The 20,811-nt window shown below is 35.4% G+C and carries 20 protein-coding genes, 1 other RNA gene and 1 pseudogene; 18 read left to right on the top strand and 4 right to left on the bottom strand.

Annotation, left to right across the window (positions count from 1 at the left end):
* Positions 1–126 precede the first annotated feature (126 nt).
* Genes IGJ27_RS08465 through IGJ27_RS08455 form a run of 3 tightly spaced genes read left to right on the top strand, consistent with a single transcriptional unit; the run spans position 127 to position 3,259 of the window.
* On the top strand, positions 127–480 hold the full coding sequence (locus IGJ27_RS08465; RefSeq protein WP_010737901.1) for a Rid family detoxifying hydrolase: 354 nt from the start codon (positions 127–129) through the stop codon (positions 478–480).
* Positions 481–497: 17 nt separating this feature from the next.
* On the top strand, positions 498–1,826 hold the full coding sequence (locus IGJ27_RS08460) for a CoA-disulfide reductase (RefSeq protein WP_178305825.1): 1,329 nt from the start codon (positions 498–500) through the stop codon (positions 1,824–1,826).
* Between the two features lie 14 nt (positions 1,827–1,840).
* Entirely contained in the window at positions 1,841–3,259 is a 1,419-nt protein-coding gene (locus IGJ27_RS08455) for a cation:dicarboxylate symporter family transporter (protein WP_034700793.1), read from the top strand.
* Positions 3,260–3,513: 254 nt separating this feature from the next.
* On the opposite strand, the gene IGJ27_RS08450 is transcribed toward IGJ27_RS08455, so the two are convergent.
* Positions 3,514–4,179, bottom strand: a complete 666-nt coding sequence (locus IGJ27_RS08450; RefSeq protein WP_010737898.1) for a helix-turn-helix transcriptional regulator — start codon at positions 4,177–4,179, stop codon at positions 3,514–3,516.
* 203 nt (positions 4,180–4,382) lie between these two features.
* Here IGJ27_RS08450 and IGJ27_RS08445 point away from each other — a divergent pair, with 203 nt between their 5' ends.
* The 10 genes from IGJ27_RS08445 to IGJ27_RS08400 all read left to right on the top strand — a co-directional run bounded on the left by IGJ27_RS08445 (position 4,383) and on the right by IGJ27_RS08400 (position 12,622).
* Entirely contained in the window at positions 4,383–4,496 is a 114-nt protein-coding gene (locus IGJ27_RS08445) for a putative metal homeostasis protein (protein WP_178305826.1), read from the top strand.
* Between the two features lie 116 nt (positions 4,497–4,612).
* Positions 4,613–5,107, top strand: coding sequence for a GNAT family N-acetyltransferase (locus IGJ27_RS08440; protein ID WP_010718432.1), 495 nt, complete (start codon positions 4,613–4,615; stop codon positions 5,105–5,107).
* A gap of 171 nt (positions 5,108–5,278) precedes the next feature.
* The gene (gene alsS / locus IGJ27_RS08435; protein ID WP_081127939.1) at positions 5,279–6,943 is read left to right on the top strand and encodes an acetolactate synthase AlsS; all 1,665 of its coding nucleotides are present in this window, start codon (positions 5,279–5,281) and stop codon (positions 6,941–6,943) included.
* Positions 6,944–6,955: 12 nt separating this feature from the next.
* Entirely contained in the window at positions 6,956–7,666 is a 711-nt protein-coding gene (budA, locus tag IGJ27_RS08430) for an acetolactate decarboxylase (RefSeq protein ID WP_178305827.1), read from the top strand.
* 162 nt (positions 7,667–7,828) lie between these two features.
* Positions 7,829–8,314, top strand: a complete 486-nt coding sequence (locus IGJ27_RS08425; protein WP_025480112.1) for a GAF domain-containing protein — start codon at positions 7,829–7,831, stop codon at positions 8,312–8,314.
* A 158-nt stretch (positions 8,315–8,472) separates the two neighbouring features.
* Complete coding sequence (locus tag IGJ27_RS08420) at positions 8,473–8,736, top strand: hypothetical protein (protein ID WP_010737894.1); 264 nt, start codon at positions 8,473–8,475, stop codon at positions 8,734–8,736.
* Between the two features lie 140 nt (positions 8,737–8,876).
* On the top strand, positions 8,877–9,281 hold the full coding sequence (locus IGJ27_RS08415; protein WP_096708919.1) for a MarR family winged helix-turn-helix transcriptional regulator: 405 nt from the start codon (positions 8,877–8,879) through the stop codon (positions 9,279–9,281).
* Positions 9,282–9,308: 27 nt separating this feature from the next.
* A complete protein-coding gene (locus IGJ27_RS08410) occupies positions 9,309–9,947 on the top strand; it encodes a nitroreductase family protein (RefSeq protein WP_010718426.1) in 639 nt (212 codons plus the stop codon).
* A gap of 15 nt (positions 9,948–9,962) precedes the next feature.
* Entirely contained in the window at positions 9,963–10,250 is a 288-nt protein-coding gene (locus IGJ27_RS08405; RefSeq protein ID WP_010718425.1) for a putative quinol monooxygenase, read from the top strand.
* A 455-nt stretch (positions 10,251–10,705) separates the two neighbouring features.
* A complete protein-coding gene (locus IGJ27_RS08400) occupies positions 10,706–12,622 on the top strand; it encodes a MucBP domain-containing protein (protein ID WP_178305828.1) in 1,917 nt (638 codons plus the stop codon).
* A gap of 357 nt (positions 12,623–12,979) precedes the next feature.
* Here IGJ27_RS08400 and IGJ27_RS08395 read toward each other — a convergent pair whose 3' ends face one another.
* Positions 12,980–13,459 carry a hypothetical protein gene (locus IGJ27_RS08395; protein WP_010718422.1) on the bottom strand — a complete coding sequence of 160 codons (480 nt, stop codon included), beginning with the start codon at positions 13,457–13,459 and terminating at the stop codon, positions 12,980–12,982.
* Between the two features lie 615 nt (positions 13,460–14,074).
* Between IGJ27_RS08395 and IGJ27_RS08390 the strand changes: the two genes are divergently transcribed.
* Together IGJ27_RS08390 and IGJ27_RS08385 are read left to right on the top strand one after the other, a co-directional pair.
* Positions 14,075–14,296, top strand: a complete 222-nt coding sequence (locus IGJ27_RS08390) for a hypothetical protein (protein WP_053766632.1) — start codon at positions 14,075–14,077, stop codon at positions 14,294–14,296.
* Between the two features lie 847 nt (positions 14,297–15,143).
* The gene (locus tag IGJ27_RS08385; RefSeq protein WP_178306407.1) at positions 15,144–16,493 is read left to right on the top strand and encodes a DUF3329 domain-containing protein; all 1,350 of its coding nucleotides are present in this window, start codon (positions 15,144–15,146) and stop codon (positions 16,491–16,493) included.
* A gap of 259 nt (positions 16,494–16,752) precedes the next feature.
* Here the strand turns inward: IGJ27_RS08385 and ssrA are convergent.
* Together ssrA and IGJ27_RS08375 are read right to left on the bottom strand one after the other, a co-directional pair.
* Positions 16,753–17,120, bottom strand: a transfer-messenger RNA (tmRNA) gene (gene ssrA / locus IGJ27_RS08380).
* A gap of 281 nt (positions 17,121–17,401) precedes the next feature.
* The gene (locus IGJ27_RS08375) at positions 17,402–18,175 is read right to left on the bottom strand and encodes a Cof-type HAD-IIB family hydrolase (RefSeq protein ID WP_010737850.1); all 774 of its coding nucleotides are present in this window, start codon (positions 18,173–18,175) and stop codon (positions 17,402–17,404) included.
* 142 nt (positions 18,176–18,317) lie between these two features.
* Here IGJ27_RS08375 and IGJ27_RS08370 point away from each other — a divergent pair.
* From IGJ27_RS08370 to IGJ27_RS08360, 3 genes and pseudogenes are all read left to right on the top strand, one after another.
* Positions 18,318–18,675 (top strand): annotated as a pseudogene (locus IGJ27_RS08370) (SdpI family protein).
* Positions 18,650–19,366 carry a response regulator transcription factor gene (locus tag IGJ27_RS08365; protein WP_010718417.1) on the top strand — a complete coding sequence of 239 codons (717 nt, stop codon included), beginning with the start codon at positions 18,650–18,652 and terminating at the stop codon, positions 19,364–19,366. Before IGJ27_RS08370 ends, IGJ27_RS08365 begins: the two are co-directional and overlap by 26 nt.
* A complete protein-coding gene (locus IGJ27_RS08360) occupies positions 19,366–20,808 on the top strand; it encodes a sensor histidine kinase (protein WP_010718416.1) in 1,443 nt (480 codons plus the stop codon). Before IGJ27_RS08365 ends, IGJ27_RS08360 begins: the two co-directional genes overlap by 1 nt.
* Positions 20,809–20,811: the final 3 nt, after the last annotated feature.

Here is a 20,811-nt window from a genome sequence, read left to right as displayed (position 1 = left end):
TATTTTAAATAAAAGAATTTTTGCGGTTTTTAAAAACTTTGTAAGTGGTTGACTGCCTTAAAAATATATGATAATTTTTTAGTGTAATTGTATTCTATGATAAAAAATTATTAAAGGAGGAAAAGAATGAGTAGCAACAAATTACCGTATGAAAAATATCGCGTGGCGGGAGACTTGATCTTTGTTTCTGGACAGTTACCAATCGATCCAACCACTGGTGAAATCGTTTCTGAAGAGATTAAAGCACAAGCGAACCAAATCATGATCAATATATCACAAGTGTTGGAGGAGCTAGACTTGACCATGAATCAAGTGGTTAAAACGACTTGTTTTCTAACTGATATGAATCATTTTGAAGCATTTAATCAAGTGTACGCAGAACACTTTGGTGAACGTTTCCCAGCACGATCAGCTTTTCAAGTCGTTGCCTTACCAAAAGATGCTTTAATAGAAATCGAATGGGTTTTATCTAAAGCATAAGAAAAGAGGAAGAAAGAATGAAAATAATAATCATTGGTGGAATTGCTGCAGGAATGAGCGCAGCGGCCAAAGCAAAGAGAGTCAATCCAGATGCAGAAATCATCGTGATTGAACAAGAGGATTATATCTCTTTCGGCGCTTGTGGGCTTCCTTATTATTTAGGCGAAGAATTTAATGATGAACAAGAGATGTTTGCTCGAACGCCTGAACAAATCGAACGTTTAGGAATTAAATTATTGTTGCGCCATCGAGTAGAATCAATCGAATTTGCCACTAAAACGTTAGCTGTAAAAAATTTAAGTACAAATGAAGTGAGTCATGAAACTTATGATCGTCTGATGCTGGCTGTCGGTGCAAAGCCGTTTGTTCCTAACATTGCTGGTATTGATTCCAGTGATGTATATACGATTACGAAACTTAATGAAGTCAAACGACTACAGCAAGAATTATCAAATTATCAAAATATTGTCATCCTGGGTGGTGGATTTATTGGCATTGAAGTAGCTGATCAGTTAACGAAAGCAGGAAAAAATATTCATTTGATCGAGATGGCTCCTCACTTGATGAATCGTTCATTTGATCTGGAATTTTCTACTAAAATTAAAGAAGCTATTGAAGAAAAAAATGTAAGGGTTTCCTTGGAAGAGTCTGTTCTAGAGATCGAAAAAAATCATGAAGAAGTGGTAGCTGTCAAAACGAATAGAGGAAGTTATCAGGCGGATGCGGTGATCGTTGCTGCTGGATTTGTTCCTAATACCAGCTTTTTGAATGATCAATTGGAATTGTTGGGAAATGGTGCAATTAAAATCGATACATACGGGAGAACGTCTCAAAAAGATGTATTTGCGGCAGGTGACTGTGCTTCGATTCCCCATCGAATCTTAGGGGATATTTACCTTCCTTTAGCGACTACAGCGAATAAAATGGGACGGATCGTTGGGGTCAATCTTAGCGGTGTACAGATGCAGGAATATTCAGGGACATTAGGCAGTAGTGCGATCAAAGTAGGAGAGTACGAGGCAGCAGCGACTGGTATCACTGAAAAAATGGCAAGAGAAAAAGGATTAGATATCAAAACGACTTGTATTGAGACAATGAATCACTCGAATTATTATGGAACTCAAGAAAAAATCATGATCAAACTGGTTTATGACCGACAAACAAAAGTGTTGTATGGCGCCCAACTATTCGGGAAAAATGAAACAGTTCTTCGTGCGACTGGCTTAGCTGTTGCGATACACGCTCAAATGACGACTGAAGAATTAGGATTTGTTGATTTTGCTTATGCACCACCTTTTTCTTCTACTTGGGAAGCACTAAATGTTGTAGCAAATACTGCAAAATAAAGGGGATGAATAAATTGATCGATGCACCTTTTTTTACTCAATTTCTGAAAGTAAGTAATTATTATACTGCGGGAGGAATCGCTTTGCTGATTCTATCCCTCGGGGTAATGAAGTACCTCAAAGACAAACGGATTAATTTCTCAAAACGAATGATTTATGCTCTTATTCTTGGTTTGCTTTTAGGGGTTGTCATTGATTTGATTGGTTCCGATAGCGAAATTTATACCGAATTTGCTCGAACGGAAATCAATGCCTGGTATGCCTTAGTTGGTTCAGGATTCTTGAAGATGATCCAGTTGCTAGCTATTCCTGTCGTGTTCTTATCGATTATCAAAGTAGTGATTGATGTCAAAGGAGAACGGTTAAAATATTTGACGGGAAAAACTTTTGCAACATTACTAGGGACTACAGCTATCTCTGCGGCATTGGGGATTGCGGTTGTCAAACTCTATCGGCTTAACGGTGCAGAGTTTGCTGGAGACTTGGCAGCAGACAAAGCAGAAAGTATTAGTAATATTGCTTCGCAAAGTTTCCCGGAATTTTTCTTGAAACTGATACCTAACAATATAGTTAGTGTGATGGGGGATAATGGGAGTATTGTATCGGTTGTGATCATAGCGGCTATGTTTGCTGGAGCTATTCGCTTCTTACAAGTCAAAAAACCGGATCAAGTGGCACCTTTTGTTACGTTGTTGGACTCATTAAAAGTAACCGTCATTTCCGTTTTAACAAACGTAATCAAGTTGATGCCGTATGGGGTTGTTGCTTTAGTAAGTAATACAATTATTTCTAGAGGGATTCAAGCAATTATGGGAATGATCGGATTTATTGCAGCTCTATATACTGGTGTTCTTTTGATGTTGATCGTTTATGTCATTTTATTACTATTCATGGGTGTGAATCCAATTGTTTTTTACAAAAAAGCATTTACGACACTATTGTTTGCTTTTTCTTCCCGTTCAAGTGTAGGAACTTTACCTTATACTTTGAAAAATCTGGAAGAAGATCTAGGTGTGTCTCAAGAAACGGCAAATTTTGTTGCTACTTTAGGAACTTCGATTGGTATGAATGGATGTGCTGGTGTATTCCCTGCTATGCTTGGTGTTTTAATGGGATCAGCTGTTGGCGCAGAAATGGATCTATCCTTTTATTTCTTGGTGGTCGTTGTCGTTACGGTAGGATCCATCGGAATTGCTGGTGTACCTGGTACGGCGACCGTTGCTGCGACAGTTACTCTTAATGGCTTAGGGTTTGGACACACGATCACAAGTATTGGAGCGATATTTGGTATCGATCCGATTGTTGATATGGGACGTACCATGTTGAACGTCGCAGGCTCAATGGTTTCTGCGATTATGGTAGATAAGTGGGAAGGAACATTTGATAAACAAGCGTTTTTGGCACCATTGAATAAAAAAAATGAAGAAGAGTAATAGACAATGGGAAAAGTTATGTGTTCAATTAGTGATCAAATGATACCTAGGTAATGAGTTGATACCAACTCGCTGATTAGATCGTTTTTACTATAGCTTTCGCCTGTTTCAAAAGTGAAACAACCAAGAAATAAGACGGCACTCCTTAGTGAAGAGGAGTGCCGTCTTTAGTTTCAAGCCCATCATGTCTGAGAAGCTGTTAAAAAAATGCTTGCTTATTGTCATTGGAGGTAACCGATGCTTTCGCAATCTCTTTACTTTTCTCCTTCAGCAATCTTCAGGTAACGATAAACGCTGGGATCTGATATGTTGAGAATCTTAGCCACTTGTGAAACAGCGCCTTTGATTTGGAAGATTCCTTTTTCATTTAATTGGCGAATGATTTTAATTTTCAACTCTTTATTTAAAGGAGTCTGTTTGTCCAAGAGATCGGAGGGGACGATAGAGTAGATAATCCCTTCAATGGTTTCTTCCAAGATCTCAACGGATTCGGGGAGGTGATTCGTATCAAACACTGCAAGTGGTTGTTTTTCTGTTGATAAGCCAGCTAATGCGAGTATTTCCTTTGAGAGTGACTGATATTTGCTGATATCTTGATTAATGCAAAGTAACCCGACTATCTTCTGCTGATCATTGCGTATAAAAAAAGTGGCACCTCTTAATTTTTTCCCGTTGATTGTTTGTGCATCATAGTTGACTAAATAATCTTGTTTAAGATATTTCTTTGAGCGCACCATTTCTAAAGCGAAACCAGTAACAGGAGAATGGATATCTCGTCCACTGATATGATTATTTTCAATGGCAGCGATATGAAAATGACCTTCTTCCAGATGATGAAGAACCACTTCATAGTTTTCCCCTAAAGCTTGTCCGAGGAATTTGACCAGGGATATATATAGCGTTAATTGAGTGTTATTCATTTTCTCACCTTGATAATTTTTTGTTACTTTATAATACCATCTTTGTTTGCTGTTTACATTATAAAATAATCGTTATTTCATTTTATTTTTTATTGACAAATTTTTTGGGTGAAGTTATATTGTTTGTATAAATCGTAATCATTACTATTTGAGTTCGTGAACGGTTTATTTGATAAAAATAGACTTGAAAAAGGGAGAAAGCAATGGAAAAACAAGACTTAGCGAGTGCCTATCGTCGGTTAAAGAGTCCGAACATCAAAACGAAAAAAAGAGCACTGAAAATCATCCATCAATACAAGCGTAATAAAAATAATTAAAAACTATCATTTGCTAAAAAACGTGTTTGTTTTGATTAGTGATCCTATCAGTAGATTCTTGTCTTAAAAATTTGAACTGGTATAATAGTTTTTAAACAAAAAAAGGTGTGTACTATATGATCCGTTATTCTATAGCAGCTAAAGAAGATTTACCTCGCATCGTGGAGATTTACAATCAATCGATTTTAACGAAACAATCAACTGCCGATGTAACGCCCGTAACTATCGAGGATAAATTGGCATGGTTTGAAGCCCATGATCCTAAGAAACGCCCACTATGGATCATGCAAGAAGCAGGAGTAATCATTGGTTGGATCAGTTTGAGCGATTTTTATGGACGACCTGCCTATGATCGAACGGTAGAAATCAGTATTTATATTGATGAGGTCTATCAACATAGAGGTATTGGGCAATATGCTGTGAACTTTGTAGAAAAACAGCTCCCTCACTTAAACATTGAAACAGTGCTAGCTTTTATTTTTGATAGTAATCAAGCGAGTCAACGTTTATTTGAAAAAAATGGTTATTGTTTATGGGGGCTACTGCCTGAAGTTGCGCAAATAGATGAGAGATTGCTTGGGTTAGCTATTTGGGGAAAATCGTATCGCTAATCAAATGAGCTGTAGTTTCATGAATTTTTCTGAAACTACAGCTCATTTTTCATATTACTACACAAATGAAAAAATTTGTGTTACACTCTTTTTGTGAAACAGTTTGTAAAACTGTACTAATAAAAAAGCGTTTTTCGAGAGAATGTTTAATGAAAAGGGAGTAATATTGTAATGGATGATGAAATGAAACAAGGTTCTAGAGCTGTAGTAGAAAGTTTAGCAAATCACCAAGTCGAATATGTTTTTGGGATTCCAGGAGCAAAAATCGATGGGGTGTTTAATGAGTTAGAAGATCAAGGACCAGAATTAATCGTTACGAGACATGAACAAAATGCCGCTTTTATGGCTCAAGCAATTGGACGGATCACAGGCGAGCCAGGCGTCGTCATTGCTACTAGTGGTCCTGGAGCTAGTAATTTAGCAACTGGGCTAGTGACCGCTACGGCTGAAGGTGATCCGGTTCTTGCAATTGCAGGACAAGTCAAACGAAGCGATCTACTTAAATTAACTCATCAAAGCATGGACAATGCTGCTTTATTTCAGCCAATCACTAAATATAGTGCAGAAATTCAAGATCCAGAAACAATTTCAGAAGTGATTGCCAATGCTTATCGAATGGCTAAAAGTTCGAAAAAAGGAGCAAGCTTTATTAGTATCCCACAAGATGTGGTAGATGCGACTGTAAAAAATGAAGTCATCAAACCTCTAAAAGATCCACAATTAGGTTCTGCTTCTGCTGGCGATATCGATTATTTAGCGGAACGTATTCAAGAAGCGAAATTACCTGTTTTATTAATCGGGATGCGAGGTTCAAGTAAAAAAGAAACAGCAGCGATCCGTAGATTAGTAGAAAAAACAGGCTTGCCGGTGGTAGAAACTTTCCAAGCCGCTGGTGTGATCTCTAGAAAATTAGAAAACTATTTCTTTGGCAGAGTCGGTTTGTTTAGAAATCAACCAGGAGATATGTTATTGAAACGAAGTGATCTAGTGATTGCGATTGGGTATGATCCAATCGAATATGAAGCAAGAAACTGGAATGCTGAAAAAGATGCTCGAGTAATCGTTATTGATGAAACACCAGCTGAGATTGATTCTTACATGCAACCAGAAAGAGAATTAATCGGGGATATCTCTGAAACATTGGATCTGTTGACGGATTCTTTAACACCGCATCAAGTGTCACGTGATGCGAAAGAATACTTAGCCTTTTTGCAAAATAAATTAACTGAGCGTGATATTGTGCCAACAAAAGACTGCGAAGGAATTTTACATCCTCTAGAAGTCATTAATACACTCCAAAATAAAGTGACAGATGAGATGACTGTTACTGTAGATGTAGGTAGTCACTACATTTGGATGGCACGTCATTTTAGAAGTTATGAAGCAAGACATCTATTATTTAGCAATGGGATGCAGACACTAGGCGTTGCTTTGCCATGGGCAATCTCCGCTGCATTAGTACGTCCTAAGACACAAATCATTTCGGTATCTGGTGATGGTGGTTTCTTATTTTCTGCTCAAGATCTAGAAACAGCTGTTCGTAAAAATTTGAAGATCATTCATTTGATTTGGAACGATGGCCGTTACAATATGGTGGAATTTCAAGAGATCATGAAATACCAACGAGCTTCCGGTGTGGATTTTGGCCCGGTTGATTTTGTAAAATATGCAGAAGCTTTTGGTGCTAAGGGGCTTCGTGTGACATCTGTCGCTGAGTTGGAACAAGCAATAGAAGAAGGATTTAAAACGCAAGGTCCAGTTATCATCGATATTCCAATCGACTACCGTGACAATGAAAAACTTGGTGAAACGATTTTACCAGATCAATTCTATTAAGGAGATGCTAAGATGAGTGAAAGAATACTTTTTCAACATGGAACACTAGGAGCATTGATGGCAGGACTAATGGATGGTACTGAGACGATTGAACAGATACTCAAACACGGGACTTTAGGTTTGGGAACGCTACATGGATTAGATGGGGAAGTCATCTTCCTAGATGGTGAAGCTTATCAAGGACGTTCCGATGGAGTAGTTGTTAAGCTGACAGGAAAAGAAACCACTCCTTATGCAGCAATCACCCCATTCATTACAGATGAACGTTTTGAAGTCAAAAATCAAACAAAAGGCGAAGAATTAAAACAATCAATTTTAGCCAGTCAAGCAGGAAACAACTTATTCTTAGCGATAAAAATTACTGGGCTGTTTAAAACAGTCCACACACGTATTATGCCAAAACAAGAAAAGCCTTACCGAAGATTAGCAAAAATATCAGAGTCTCAACCTGAATTTCATGAAACAAATAGTCAAGGAACGTTAGTTGGATTTTATACGCCAGAACTGTTTCAAGGAGTAGCAGCTGCTGGATTTCATTTGCACTATATCGATGAAGCTAAACAATTCGGAGGGCATGTCATTGATTTTGAGCTGACAAAAGGCACTGTCGAAATCAGTAAAATCGAAACACTTGTTCAACATTTTCCCAGCGATGACCCAACGTTTATTGGAACGACGATTGATTATGCAAACTTGGAACAAGAGATCCAGCAAGCGGAATAATTTTCTAATTAGTCCGTGCTAAAAATTAATAATGAAAGTATTTTATATTTGAAGGACGTTCTTTTCCCGTCTTTCTGTCTAGTAAGGTCAGTTTTTTCTCAATGACTAGTCAGCAAATCATTTCTAAGCTATAATTTTTTCATAGAAGGAGTGGTTGAGATGTTGTGGACAGAAAAGCAAAAAGAAGATGCCTATCAAATTTTATTATTACAGCAAAAAGGATTATTAGAGGCGGAAGATCATTGGCTAGCAAATTTAGCGAATTCTTCTGCTCTGTTGAACGAGACATTACCAGAAACAGTTTTTGCAGGTTATTACCTATATAATGGCGAAGAATTGATTTTAGGACCATTTCAAGGTCGTGTTTCTTGTACTAGGATCACAATGGGAAAAGGGGTTTGTGGTGAGTCAGCACAAACAAAAACTACATTGATCGTTGATGACGTCAAGAAACATGAAAACTATATTTCTTGTGATTCTGCAGCTCAATCTGAAATCGTTGTGCCCATGATCAAAGAAGGACATCTGATTGGCGTTCTAGATATTGATTGTGGTGTAACAGGCGGGTATGATCATATTGATCAAGAATATCTTGAGAAATACGTAGAAATGCTTATTGATATCGTGCCTTTAGATGTTATTTCTTAAAAAATTCAATAACTTTAACAAGTGAAATCAAAAGAACGCTCGAAAAAGTCGTTCTTTTGATTTTTTTCTAAAATTATGATGGTTTTTGGTTTTCATAATCTAATTTTAATGCTATTATCATTTTATAAAATGTTAGAACGATTAAAGGTGGATGAGATATGAATAACGAAGAAATCATTTTGGGACAAAAATATGCGTGTAAGCCAATCGGTTTAAAGCATGTAGTAGTAGGTGAAGTCATTAATAAATTAGAAAATTGTATCGTGTTATGTGTGGAAAAATACCAAGAAAGTGATCATGAAGAAATATTAGAAAAATGTGGGAAAGTGGTTGCGAAATATGCGGATGTATATGATTTAACTACTATAGAAGCCATTTTTGAAACTTCTTCAAAAATTTATGAACCAGCGCTTGTCTCATAAATAAAAAATAGTTTAAAAGAGAAAGAGGAATAGCTTTCTCTTTTTTTTGTTATTCAAACTTTTATGCTTTACAAGTCTCACTAAAACATTTATATTATTGATAAGTCAATAATTGACAAGTCAACGGAAGGGGGATGGAGATGGATTTAAGAAAACTCAGTCAGTTACTCTATAAAATCAAAATTATCAGTCAAGAAGGATCAGCTTTGTTCGAGAAAGAAACTGGATTCAGTTTGACGAGATATGAAATGCTGATGTTTTTATGGGAAAAAGGCAAATGCTTACAAAATCAAATTCAAACAGATCTGAAAATAGACAATGCAGCTATCTCTAGACATTTGAAGATATTGGAAGAAAAAGGCTATGTTTCACGAAAACGCAATCCAGAGAATAATCGTGAAGTATTTGTTCTACTGACGGATACAGCCAAACGAGAACTGGCTAAGTGTGAAAATAATCATCAACAGTCCGCTGACTCTTTGTGCATTTCGTTGACCGATGAAGAAATCACCGAACTAACAAAATTATTGAATAAACTTTATTAACTACATTAGGAGAAAGAAGAGAGAGAAATGAGCAAAGAATTAGTAAACAATGATTTTTCAAGTGTTGTATTTGGAAGAAAATCCGTTCGTGTATATGATGAAACGGTTAAGATTTCTCATGAAGAAATGTTAGAAATGATACAAGAAACAACAACAGCACCATCTTCAGTTAATATGCAACCATGGCGTTTTGTGGTGGCAGAAAGTGAAGAAGCAAAAGCAAAATTGAAACCATTGATCCGTTTTAATACGAGACAAAATGATACTTCATCAGCTATGGTCATGATCTTTGGAGATATGAACTGCTACGAATATGGGGAAGAAATCTATGATCAAGCAGTAGCAGAAGGTAAGATGCCGGCAGAAGTCCGAGACCAACAACTTGCTGCGATCCTTCCTTATTACCAAAACTTTACACGTGAACAAATGAATGACGTTGTGAAAATTGATGCTAGTTTAGCTGCAATGCAATTCATGCTAGTTGCTCGTAGTCACGGCTATGAAACAAATCCAATCGGGGGATTCGAAGCAGACCAATTGGCTGAAGCTTTTGATCTCGACAAAGAACGTTATGTTCCAGTGATGATCTTATCTGTTGGGAAAGCAGTAGAAGAAGGATATGAATCTGTTCGATTGGCTCCAGAAAAAATTACAACTTTTAAATAAAGCGAGTGTGGAAAAATGATCGTTATCAATGCAAAATTTTCAATCAAACCAGAAAAAAGAAATGAATTTCTTGCGGAAGTCAATGAACTTGTTGCAAGTACAAGAAAAGAAGACGGGTGCTTAAGCTATCAATTGTACGAATCAATCGATATTGAAAATGAATTTGTCATGGTTGAAAATTGGCGTGATCAAGCAGCGATTGAAGGACACAATCAAAGTCCGTTACTTCAACAATTATTTAAAAATATGAGTCAGTATAGTAGTAAGAAGACAGAAATAAATGTTTCTCAAACAGTAAACTAATTTTTTTATTAAAGAAGTTATGTATTAAATCTATTTTATAAAATGTATCTAAATAATTTCCAGTTCGTCATGGTAAAATGATTGATCATTTACCGTGACGGGCTTTTTTTGTTAATCAATCATTTTTACTAAATAAACAGAATCGGAATTTAAATAACGTTTGTGAATTTTTTTAAGAATGTAAAAATCATAATTTTAATTCCTTAACTAGATATTTTTTTATTTTAACACACAGAAAACCTTGGTTTAATAATAAAATAATCTTGCGAATCTTATATGTTACAGGTAACATTAATATGTAGGTTAAACTACTACTGTTTATTTTAAATAACGTTTTTTAAGGAGGCGGATAATCGGATTCAAGTACATAAATAAAAGTAACCAACCTTAGAATAAAGTAAGAAAAAGCTAGGTTAGCGAAATTTCAAATATAACTGGGGGAGCAGATAAATTAAATGACGAAAAGAAAGCAAAATAAAAAAATAAAAAAAATGAAAACAATTATGAACTCAGCATTGCTGATGACCACTGTAGTGGGGTTGCTAGCACCTAACGTATTGGCAGCATCCAACGCAGTAAGTGAAATCGAAATAATTGATGAGGTGCAACCACCACATGATTCAGGAACATTGGACCTATCCATGCCTGAACCGGAAATAGGACGGGTATCTGTCATTGGGGTAGATGTAGATACACAAAAAGCACTTTGGTTTTCAGAGGAATTCGGTTTTGTCGGAAACAATGTAACCTTATTCGCTGAAACTGTAGAAGGGTATGAATTGATTTCTCCAGATAGAGTGATTATTTATATGGAAACGCCAGAGATGTATCACAATTTTTATTATAAAAAAATTGAAGATAGTCCTGAAGAAAGCTTCTCATCAGTCACTGTGCAGTATTTACATAATGAAACTGGTCAACCGATTGCCGAACCTACGGTAATTAATGATTTAGAGATTGGAACAGAATACATAGGAAATGCACTGGTGATTGATGGCTACACGATCGTAGGGCCTGAAACTTATACAATCAATGTTTCCGAGGATCCAAATAGCAATATCATTACTTTCCGTTATGATGAAAATCCAGTGACTAAAGAAAAAGCAGCTGTAACTGTTAAGTATATTAATGAGAAGGGGGAATCGATTGCTGAAGATAAAATAATAAGTGACCTGGAAGTCGGCTCTACACATACAGAAGAAGCGTTACTTATCGAAGGATACGAATTGCTGAGTACCAAAGTCCAAACGATAGAAATACAAAGCGAAGGCAATATCATTACATTTATATATGAAACTAAGGAAACAACGCCGCCAGAAAATGAAAAAGCCGATTTGACTGTGAAATATATTGATGAGCAAGGTCAAACGATTGCTAATGATAAAATAATCCAAGACTTAGAAGTCGGCTCTACATATACGGAAGAAGCGTTACTTATCGAAGGATACGAATTGCTGAGTGCCAAAGTCCAAACGATAGAAGTACAAAGTGAAGGCAACACCATTACATTTATATATAAAACCAAAGAAACATCACCGTCAGAAAATGAAAAAGCCGATCTGACTGTCCGATATATCGATGAGCAAGGTCAATCAATTGCGGAGAAAAAAGTAATAACTGATTTAGAGATTGGGAAGCTTCACAAAGAAGAAGCGTTGCTAATCAAAGGATATGAACTAGTTAATCCGAAGTTAGCGATACAAGAAATCATGATTGAAAAGGGAACAAACACGATCACGTTTATCTATAAGAAAATCAAAACAACAGTAGCGTTAGCAGAAAACGTTGCTTTCATTTATGGTACAGAAGGAAAACAAATGACGGCGGTTATTCCAGGAGGAACAACGATGTACGTTGTTTTGAACGGGGAAATCATCGGAAAAGCCAAACAAGAAAAGGTCAATTCTTCTCGTTTAGTAGATGTAAAAGTAGAAGAACCGACGACGATTTATTTATCTAAAGCTGTAGCAAATGGGGAAACAGTTCAATACTATACAGAAAATGAAGCCGGAGAAAAATCAGTCATCTCAGAAATTACACGCCAAGAAAAGACGGATCAAACAAATAAACCAACTGAGAATGACGACAACAAACAAGATCAAAGTAAAGTGGATACCACAACTGAAACGAATAAAAATAAAGAAAGTACCGAAAAGAAAGAATCAAATCAAACGTCAACTTCAAAAAATGGTAGCACCACAAAAAATAATTCTACAGGTACGACCAAAACCACCGTATCTGGAAAAGCTACTTTACCAAAAACAGGAGAGCAACAAAATCGCTTATTGCGCAGTTTAGGAATGGCACTTTTAGTAACGGTAATGGGGATCAGTTACATATTAAAGAGAAAAAATAGAATAAAACAAGATTAAAAATCATTCAATGAAAAATAACTAAAAAAACACAGACCTCCAGAAGTATCTAGATACTTCCGGGGGCCTGTGTTTTTGTTCTCACTTCCTATTTACTGGCAGTGATAGCGGACAGGATACTCATTTTTTCGGGATCGGATAAAACCGTCAATTATTTATTGATCTATGTGAGTAAACTTTGTCATAATGACTGAGAAATAACCAAAATCTAACTAGTTCAAGGTTGCTTATTGTTCAAATTATGCGCTTTATATGTATCAGTCAGCAGGGAATGCTTAGATTCAATCGTTAGTATAGGAAAATGTTCAGAATCATTCAATTTTATAATGAGACTAGATAATAAAATTTTATCTTTCATTACTTGGTATTTTTTTTGTAAGGGATAAGCACGAGATTTTTTGTCTCCGTAGTTTCTTCCTCGCTTAAAGGAGTGAGAATAATCGTTTCATTCTTCTTACTGACTTTGTAAGACATGATGTCACTTTTAGACCAAAGTTCCTTCCAAGTCATTATATCTCCTTTAATCGTATAACGAAACTCTTCTTTTATATGCTTACTGAATTGTTTGATAAATTTCTTCATATGTACACTATTGGATTCATCGTCTACAGAGTAATCGATACTTGAAAAATCTAAGTTAAAACTAGCTTTACGGTTAGAAAAGGTAAGGGTCATTTTGGGATCATCAGTAGAGTCCGTCCCTTCGATTACCCATGCATTTGCTTTTAGATCCTTAACTAAACGATTTGCTTGCTCGTCTTTTTTCCTTTGACATCCACATGCGCTAAGTAACAACAATGTGAATAAAACCAATAAACGAACGCTCTTTTTTTTCACTTGCTTTCCTCCTTTCTATTTTCTTTAGTGTTCAAGAGAAGAAGACTTGCCCTCTAAGCAAATAAAGAGTTGCGAGTGCTTAAATTAGATAAATAATCTCCCGCTTTTTAGATAATTTATAAAAATTGAAAACGTGGGCTCCTTTCGTTCAGGATCAAATTATTCTTCTCTTATCAGAAATAACGCAACTATTCAAAGATGAAACATGTTTCTCGTTGTGAATATCTCTAAGTTAAGTTTAAAGCTTATCTGATTTCATGACAATCAGAAATTGAAGAAAGAGAATTGATCTTGCTCAGTGACCAATCCAAACCAAACTTGAGAAGATAATGTACAGCGTATTTCAATTTCTGAAAACAAAAAAATGATTCATTCAAAGAAATAATTATAAAAAAAGGAAAAAAATTTGTATATTTTTGGTTAAACTATTGGAAAATAAAAAGGTATTAAATGATGTAGTGAGCGCTGAAATGACGTAAACAAGTTTTAAAATATCTTTTAGTTAGAAAGTCGTAGGTTAGCATTGAGGAGTTGATTTTTAATATCGCTGATTTTCTTTGGTAGTAGGCCAGTTCCTATCTTTTATAATCAATTATCAAATGAGGAGGGGTATGTATGTTTCTAATATTTATGTTTATCTTTTTTATTTCCGCATTCTTACTCTTGATGTATGGCGTAATTAAAAGTCGCAAAGTCACTGTTCCATTTTTTCTGCTACTTTTTTTGGGAACTTATTGTTTCTTCAATGTGGCTAAAGATGTACTAGACGAACTGGATTTGGGAAGCAAAACGTCTTTCAATCAATTAGATGATGATATTTTTGAAATTGACGATTGATGAGATAATCATAAAATGCAGTGAAATTTTTAGCATTACCAACGATATACTATTAGTAGCTATTCCTCAAAAGTGTAGGTGAATCACCAGAGCAATCTTTATACGACTAGCAGTAACGTAATCTTTTTCTGTGCTATGGAAAAAATAGGACTAGTTTTTTCAAGTAATTGAATAAAAAATTGTTGTGTATATGTTTTGATAGCGGTGAATCTTACTAACATCAAAAGTATAGAGTCAACTTTTATCACCAGTTCAAATTCTGGTCAACTTTCTAGAACAATAAAAAAACTTGCTAAATCATTAATCGATGAAGTAAGTTTTTTTATTGAGAGGGTACAAGAGATAGTGCATTGACATTCGCAGCATGTCGTTTATTACTTTATCAAACGACTAGTAAAATTTTTGTAGCAGATATAGTTTTTACTATATCCATTTAAGGAATTGTGTTATTTAAAACGATGAAGGATTGTATGCAATGAAAATATATTGGATGTTGTATTTGCAAATTCTAAACAAAGCATTTTGTAGTTCTGTTCATCGGACTGATGATTTGTAATGAGTCAGAACAATGTACAGGAGAAGCATCAAGGTATTATCGACAAATCAATAAATGTTATGAGCGACGTAGAGACAATCAAATGCACTGTAGTAAAAATGAGAAGAGAGTCGGGGAAACAGAACATTTAGCTGTTGAAAGTCATTTGAAGGATAGCGCTACTTGATTTGAGCAGTAGGATAAATGATTGGTTAGGATATTAATTCTGTATCTCTTAATTTGGCACAACCACTATTAAATCTGTGTTATACTAAGTTATATTTCGAGATAAAGAGGAGTTAATTGGGTGGTATGATTAAAAAAATTAAGAGCAACAGACATTTATTTATTGTTTTATTTTGTATTTTTGGTTTTATGCTTCTTTTAAATAGTATGTCTCCTTTGGTACACGACGATTATTACTATTTTGTAAAGACTTCAAGCATAAAAACAATTTTGTTTGATGAGTATCAACAATATATGACTTGGACTGGGAGATCGGTAGTCCATATTATTTTTCGTTTTTTTACTAAACTTCCAAAAATATATTTTAATGTGTATAATTCTTGCATGTTTTCCCTATTGGTTTATCAAATTATTATGTTTTCTTCCATAGTAAAAGAGCGAACTACTAAGAATGTTTATCTAAAAGCGTTTATCATCTTTGCATTAATGTGGACATTTACCCCAGCTTTCAATAATGTTTACTTATGGTTGGCTGGTTCTGTAAATTATCTCACTGCAATGGTGATTATGTTATCTTTTATTCTGGTTTATCATCGATATATAGCAGAATCTGAAGAACAAAATAATAGTCTTCTTAAAACAATAGGCATGCTTCTTTTAGGTATAGTAGCTGGTTGGTGTAACGAAAATACCTCCGGAGGAACGTTGTTCATTGTTATAGCATATACTGTTCTTTCCTATTTTTATAAGAAGAAAAAAATTGAAAAATGGATGATCGCAGGTATTGTTGGAAATATTGTAGGTTTTCTTTTTATGGTTATGGCACCTGGGAACGATATCAGAGCGACTTATTTTCATAGAAGTACGCTTTCAACTGCTTGGAAAATTCTTGATGCAATCCCTGCAATCAGTCATGCGTTACAGGATAATGCCATGTTCCCTCTAACGATAGGATTAGCTTTGCTTGTTTTATCATACTTAAATAGTAGTTTTACACTTAGTAATATTCTAAGTTCGTTATTTTTCGTGGGAGGTATATTAACAATAGGAGTGCTTGCAATTTCTCCAACTGCATTATCTTGGTCTAGATCTTATTTTGGAGGAGTTATTTTTCTTTTCATATCTATAGTAATTAGTCTTTTTGAATTATTAACAAATTTTGATAGAAGCAATAAAGTTGTTTTTTCTATGATTTTCAGTTATTTACTAGTTAGTTTTTTATTATTGTTTTTCAATGGAACTGCAGACATCTATAAAAATTATGTAAGTTATAGTCGCCAAACTGAATCCATTAAAAAGCAAATGAAGAGTGGCGAAATGGATATAGTTGTTCCACCATTAAATTATAAGACACAAACAATTTATCCAGTTCACAATGATGGTGATATTACTATGGATAAGAATAACGAGAGAAATAGAAGCGTTGCTGCATATTGGGGAGTAAACAGTATTCGACTAGAAGAAAAAACAGAATAGTGGATTCAAATATTTTTCATTTCATATATGAATGTTCGGACACGATTTAGGTCGTGTCTTTTTGTTTCTATATAATTTTAGTATGAATCAAAAAATAGTTGAGTGGGGCCCAATGAAAAATCAGCGTGAGAGATGAATCTTTCGGGCTTGAAAATGAGCTTGAATAAATTTCATTTAACGAAAACTACCGAAAATAAAAAATGCCTAAATCCTTTTAAAATAAGGATTTAGGCATTTAGTGAAATCTACCGAAATCTCACAATGGAGACGGCGGGAGTCGAACCCGCGTCCAAACACATCGCCACTTAAAAATCTACGTTCATAGTCAACTCATTTGTGGTTTCGCTTTACAGCTTGCCGAGTGACAGGCATTCTGTATCGCTAGTCTGATGATCTCTTTAACAACTTACAGACGGAAAGTTGTCACGTATCCCACTAAATTTGAGACCCTTACTCGAGCACATGGGCGATGCCGAGAGGATCTACGCTAACTGTTTTTAGGCAGCTAAAGCGTAAGAGTTGTTTTCGTTTTTAGCAGTTATATTTAACTGTAACGTTTTAACGTAGACGTAACCTACGAAACGCAATTCAAGCTCAAACTGTGCCTGTCGAATCCGTAACGTCCCCGTTATAAACAAAGGTTACGTGTATTTTTCATACAATTAATATTATAGCACAAAATTGAATTTTTTCAATGAGAAACGATCACGGAAAAAGCAAATCGTCCGAAGTATCAAGAGATGATTCTCAATAGCTAATACTGTAAAAAATCATCTCTCAGTTACTCGGAAATATACATTGTATCTAGTTAAAAAGCTTTCAACATTCACCTGATATTGGCTAGATGAATCACCTTTCTACTAGCTAGCATCCTTATCAGCAGAATTTCATCGTTTTTCGATTAAAAATCAAATCAAGTCAAAATGTTTGAGCGCATGAACGATTCCGCCCTCAGTGTTTTTCTTTGTAATAAAAGTGGATAGTTCTTTGAGATCATTATAAGCATTGCCCATCGCGATCTTGTTGTCGCATGCTTCTAACAGTGCAAAGTCATTTGGTCCATCACCAAATCCAAATGTAGGCACATCAACAAGGTTTAATTCTTGTTTTAAACGTTTCACTCCTGCACCTTTCGAGATTCCTTTTTTGACCGTGTCAATCGAGTAAGGACCATTTCGATAAAAAGTCAGATCAGGAAATTGTTCATGATAATATTCATCCCCAGATTGAGAGAGGATAAGTAACATATTGATTGGATGATCCAAATAAGCTTGCGGATTGATTTCTGGTACATTTGAATGGATAAAGTTATAGGCATCAATCATCGTTTGTGTGTGTGCAGTACACCAAATATGTTGATGGTTATAAAATGAGAGCTGGTGCCCTTGTATTTGGACATGTTCGAGCATCTTTTGACAGTCTTCAGTTGCGATTATTTCAGAATGAACTTCTTGACCATCCACGCTGATGTAAGAACCATTCATCGTAACTGCAGAGGAAATACCAGCATCTGACATGATATGTTTGATTTCAGCTTCAGTTCGTCCAGTTGCTATGACTGGCAGGACGTTATTTGCCTGTAGTGCTTGCATTGCTTCGGCCACTTCTGGTGTGATTTTTGATTGAGCATCTAACAGTGTTCCATCAAGATCAAAAAAAGTAATTGCACGATAATTTGACACAAAAAAAACCCCTTTTTTATTCGATTACCCCTATCTTAACAAAGAATGAACAAAAGACAAACCTTTCGTGAAGAATTACCGAATATATTGGTTCAAGTTAATTTTTAGAGTATACTAGAAAGAGAGATTTAGGAGGGATCATATGATTTTTTTAGTTGTCGGAGTATTTTTGACTATCCTAGGTTGCTTGTTTCTTTTTATCCCTTCTAAAGGGAATCTGCCTTTTTATGGTTACCACTCACCGCGAGCCACAAAATCCGATGTTCACTGGCGGTTAGCACAAAAAACAAGTGGAAAATATTTTTTTATTTTCGGTTTATTGATGGCCTTGATCGGCTATTTACTAAAATTAACTGGACAGACAAACTATTTTATAATCGAGATGTTGGTTTTAGTTTTTCCAATTATGCCGATTTTTATCTTAACTGAAAAAAAATTACAAGAACTCGATGATAGTATTGGAGGAAATAAAAAATGAATATTTTAATGATAGAAGATAATCAATCCGTATCTGAAATGATGCAGATGTTTTTTTTGAATGAAGGATGGGAAGCAACTTTTAAATATGACGGAAAAGAAGGTCTAGATGCTTTTTTAGAAAGACCGAATTACTGGGACATGATCACTTTAGACCTGAACTTGCCAACGATGGATGGTATGCTTGTTGGAAGAGAAATTCGGAAAGTCTCTAGTACAGTTCCAATCATTATGTTAACAGCTCGTGATTCTGAAAGTGACCAGGTTATTGGATTAGAGATGGGCGCAGATGACTATGTGACCAAACCTTTTAGCCCACTAACTTTGATTGCCCGAATGAAAGCTTTACACCGTCGTAGTGAATTGGTAGAGGTAAAAGAAGAAACAAACAACTCGGACGATCACTTCGATATCGAAACAGATCACTTTAAGATGAATACAAAAACACGTGAAGCTTATTTAAATAAAGCACCAATCGAAGGTTTGACACCGAAAGAGTTTGATCTATTATTTACACTAGCTAAAAAACCACGCCAAGTATTTTCTCGGGAACAATTACTGGAATTAGTGTGGGATTATCAATACTTTGGTGATGAACGAACGGTTGATGCGCATATCAAAAAGCTTCGACAAAAAATCGAAAAGGTTGGACCACAAGTCATTCAAACGGTTTGGGGCGTAGGTTATAAATTTGATGATTCTGGTGTGGCCTAATGCGCTATCTTTACCAGCAGTTATTAGCCTTTTGCGGAATGATCGCGATGATCATTTTGATCGTAGGTGTTTCTTTTACGCAACTGACTAAGCAAACCATTGAAGAAAATAATTATCAACAACTTTTTGGCTATGCAGAATCTGTCGAGAAGACAACACAGACATATACAGACACGTTTCCTCAATTAAGCCAAGATCAAGCGTTTCAAAATGCATTATTATTAACGGAACAAGTCTTATCAGAACAAAATGTCAATTTTATTTTTATCGATAAGAACGAACGGGTCATTTATCCTACTGATAATGTGGTATTGAACTTTACGATTAAAGCGGAACAATGGGATAATCTGCGTCATGGAAGACAAGTAAAATTTACCTCCAACAAAAATATACTAGGACAAAATCAAGCGACGTCTTATGCCTTAGTACCTTTTAATTTAAATCATGAATTTTATGGTGGCTTGGTTGTTAGTCAACCGGCTAAAAATATCGATAATAGTGTTCGGTCGGTCACATTGAATCTGTTTAAAGGTTTTATTTTTTCAAGTATTGTTGCTATATTAGCGAGTTATGCGTTTGCTGCTTTTCAGGTTAAAAGGATCAATCGTTTACGTAATGCAACGAAAGAAGTCACGAATGGAAATTTTGATGTCCAATTGCCAGTTCATGATAAAGATGAATTTGATGAATTAGCGGATGACTTCAACAAAATGACGAATTCTTTAAAAGAATCTCAGGCTGAAATCGAAGAGCAAGAAAATCGCCGAAGACAATTTATGGCAGATGCTTCTCACGAAATGCGTACGCCGCTAACCACAATCAACGGATTACTTGAAGGTCTAAAATATAATGCAATTCCTGAAGACCAAAGAGAAAATGCGATCAACTTGATGAAAAATGAAACAGAACGACTGATACGCTTAGTTAACGAAAACCTAGACTATGAAAAAATCAGAACCAATCAAATCAGTATGGTTATTAAAAGATTCAATGGTACAGAAACATTGAAAAATATTGTGGCACAGCTTGAAACAAAAGCAGAAGCTGCAGGGAATGTTTTAGTTTTACAAGCAGAAGACGATGTGGAAGTGTATGCAGACTATGACCGATTTGTGCAAATCATGGTGAATATCATCCAAAATGCGATTCAATTTACAGAAAATGGAACGATCACGATCTCTTTAGAAAAAGGTTATCTAGAAACGATTATCCGAATTAAGGATACAGGTATCGGAATGACTGAACAACAAATGAAGAGTATTTGGGACCGTTATTATAAAGTTGATCCCTCAAGAAAGAATACAAAATACGGGGAATCAGGTCTAGGACTTCCAATCGTTCAACAGTTAGTTCGGCTTCATAAAGGAAAGCTGGAAGTAGAAAGCGAATTGGGGACAGGAACAACATTTACAGTTAAATTACCAGATGTAGAAATAAAATAAACA

Origin of the sequence: Enterococcus sp. DIV1726a, from assembly GCF_051710985.1 — a bacterium.
Lineage (GTDB): Bacteria > Bacillota > Bacilli > Lactobacillales > Enterococcaceae > Enterococcus_B > Enterococcus_B hirae.
This window is presented reverse-complemented; position numbering and strand designations above follow the sequence as displayed.

Bases quoted from the DNA above. Each gene is read 5' to 3' on its own strand.
- IGJ27_RS08465 (WP_010737901.1), top strand. From the start codon at position 127: ATGAGTAGCAACAAATTACCGTATGAAAAATATCGCGTGGCGGGAGAC.
- IGJ27_RS08460 (WP_178305825.1), top strand. From the start codon at position 498: ATGAAAATAATAATCATTGGTGGAATTGCTGCAGGAATGAGCGCAGCG.
- IGJ27_RS08450 (WP_010737898.1), bottom strand. From the start codon at position 4,179: ATGAATAACACTCAATTAACGCTATATATATCCCTGGTCAAATTCCTC.
- IGJ27_RS08445 (WP_178305826.1), top strand. From the start codon at position 4,383: ATGGAAAAACAAGACTTAGCGAGTGCCTATCGTCGGTTAAAGAGTCCG.
- IGJ27_RS08440 (WP_010718432.1), top strand. From the start codon at position 4,613: ATGATCCGTTATTCTATAGCAGCTAAAGAAGATTTACCTCGCATCGTG.
- alsS (WP_081127939.1), top strand. From the start codon at position 5,279: ATGGATGATGAAATGAAACAAGGTTCTAGAGCTGTAGTAGAAAGTTTA.
- budA (WP_178305827.1), top strand. From the start codon at position 6,956: ATGAGTGAAAGAATACTTTTTCAACATGGAACACTAGGAGCATTGATG.
- IGJ27_RS08420 (WP_010737894.1), top strand. From the start codon at position 8,473: ATGAATAACGAAGAAATCATTTTGGGACAAAAATATGCGTGTAAGCCA.
- IGJ27_RS08415 (WP_096708919.1), top strand. From the start codon at position 8,877: ATGGATTTAAGAAAACTCAGTCAGTTACTCTATAAAATCAAAATTATC.
- IGJ27_RS08410 (WP_010718426.1), top strand. From the start codon at position 9,309: ATGAGCAAAGAATTAGTAAACAATGATTTTTCAAGTGTTGTATTTGGA.
- IGJ27_RS08405 (WP_010718425.1), top strand. From the start codon at position 9,963: ATGATCGTTATCAATGCAAAATTTTCAATCAAACCAGAAAAAAGAAAT.
- IGJ27_RS08400 (WP_178305828.1), top strand. From the start codon at position 10,706: ATGACGAAAAGAAAGCAAAATAAAAAAATAAAAAAAATGAAAACAATT.
- IGJ27_RS08390 (WP_053766632.1), top strand. From the start codon at position 14,075: ATGTTTCTAATATTTATGTTTATCTTTTTTATTTCCGCATTCTTACTC.
- IGJ27_RS08385 (WP_178306407.1), top strand. From the start codon at position 15,144: ATGATTAAAAAAATTAAGAGCAACAGACATTTATTTATTGTTTTATTT.
- IGJ27_RS08365 (WP_010718417.1), top strand. From the start codon at position 18,650: ATGAATATTTTAATGATAGAAGATAATCAATCCGTATCTGAAATGATG.
- IGJ27_RS08360 (WP_010718416.1), top strand. From the start codon at position 19,366: ATGCGCTATCTTTACCAGCAGTTATTAGCCTTTTGCGGAATGATCGCG.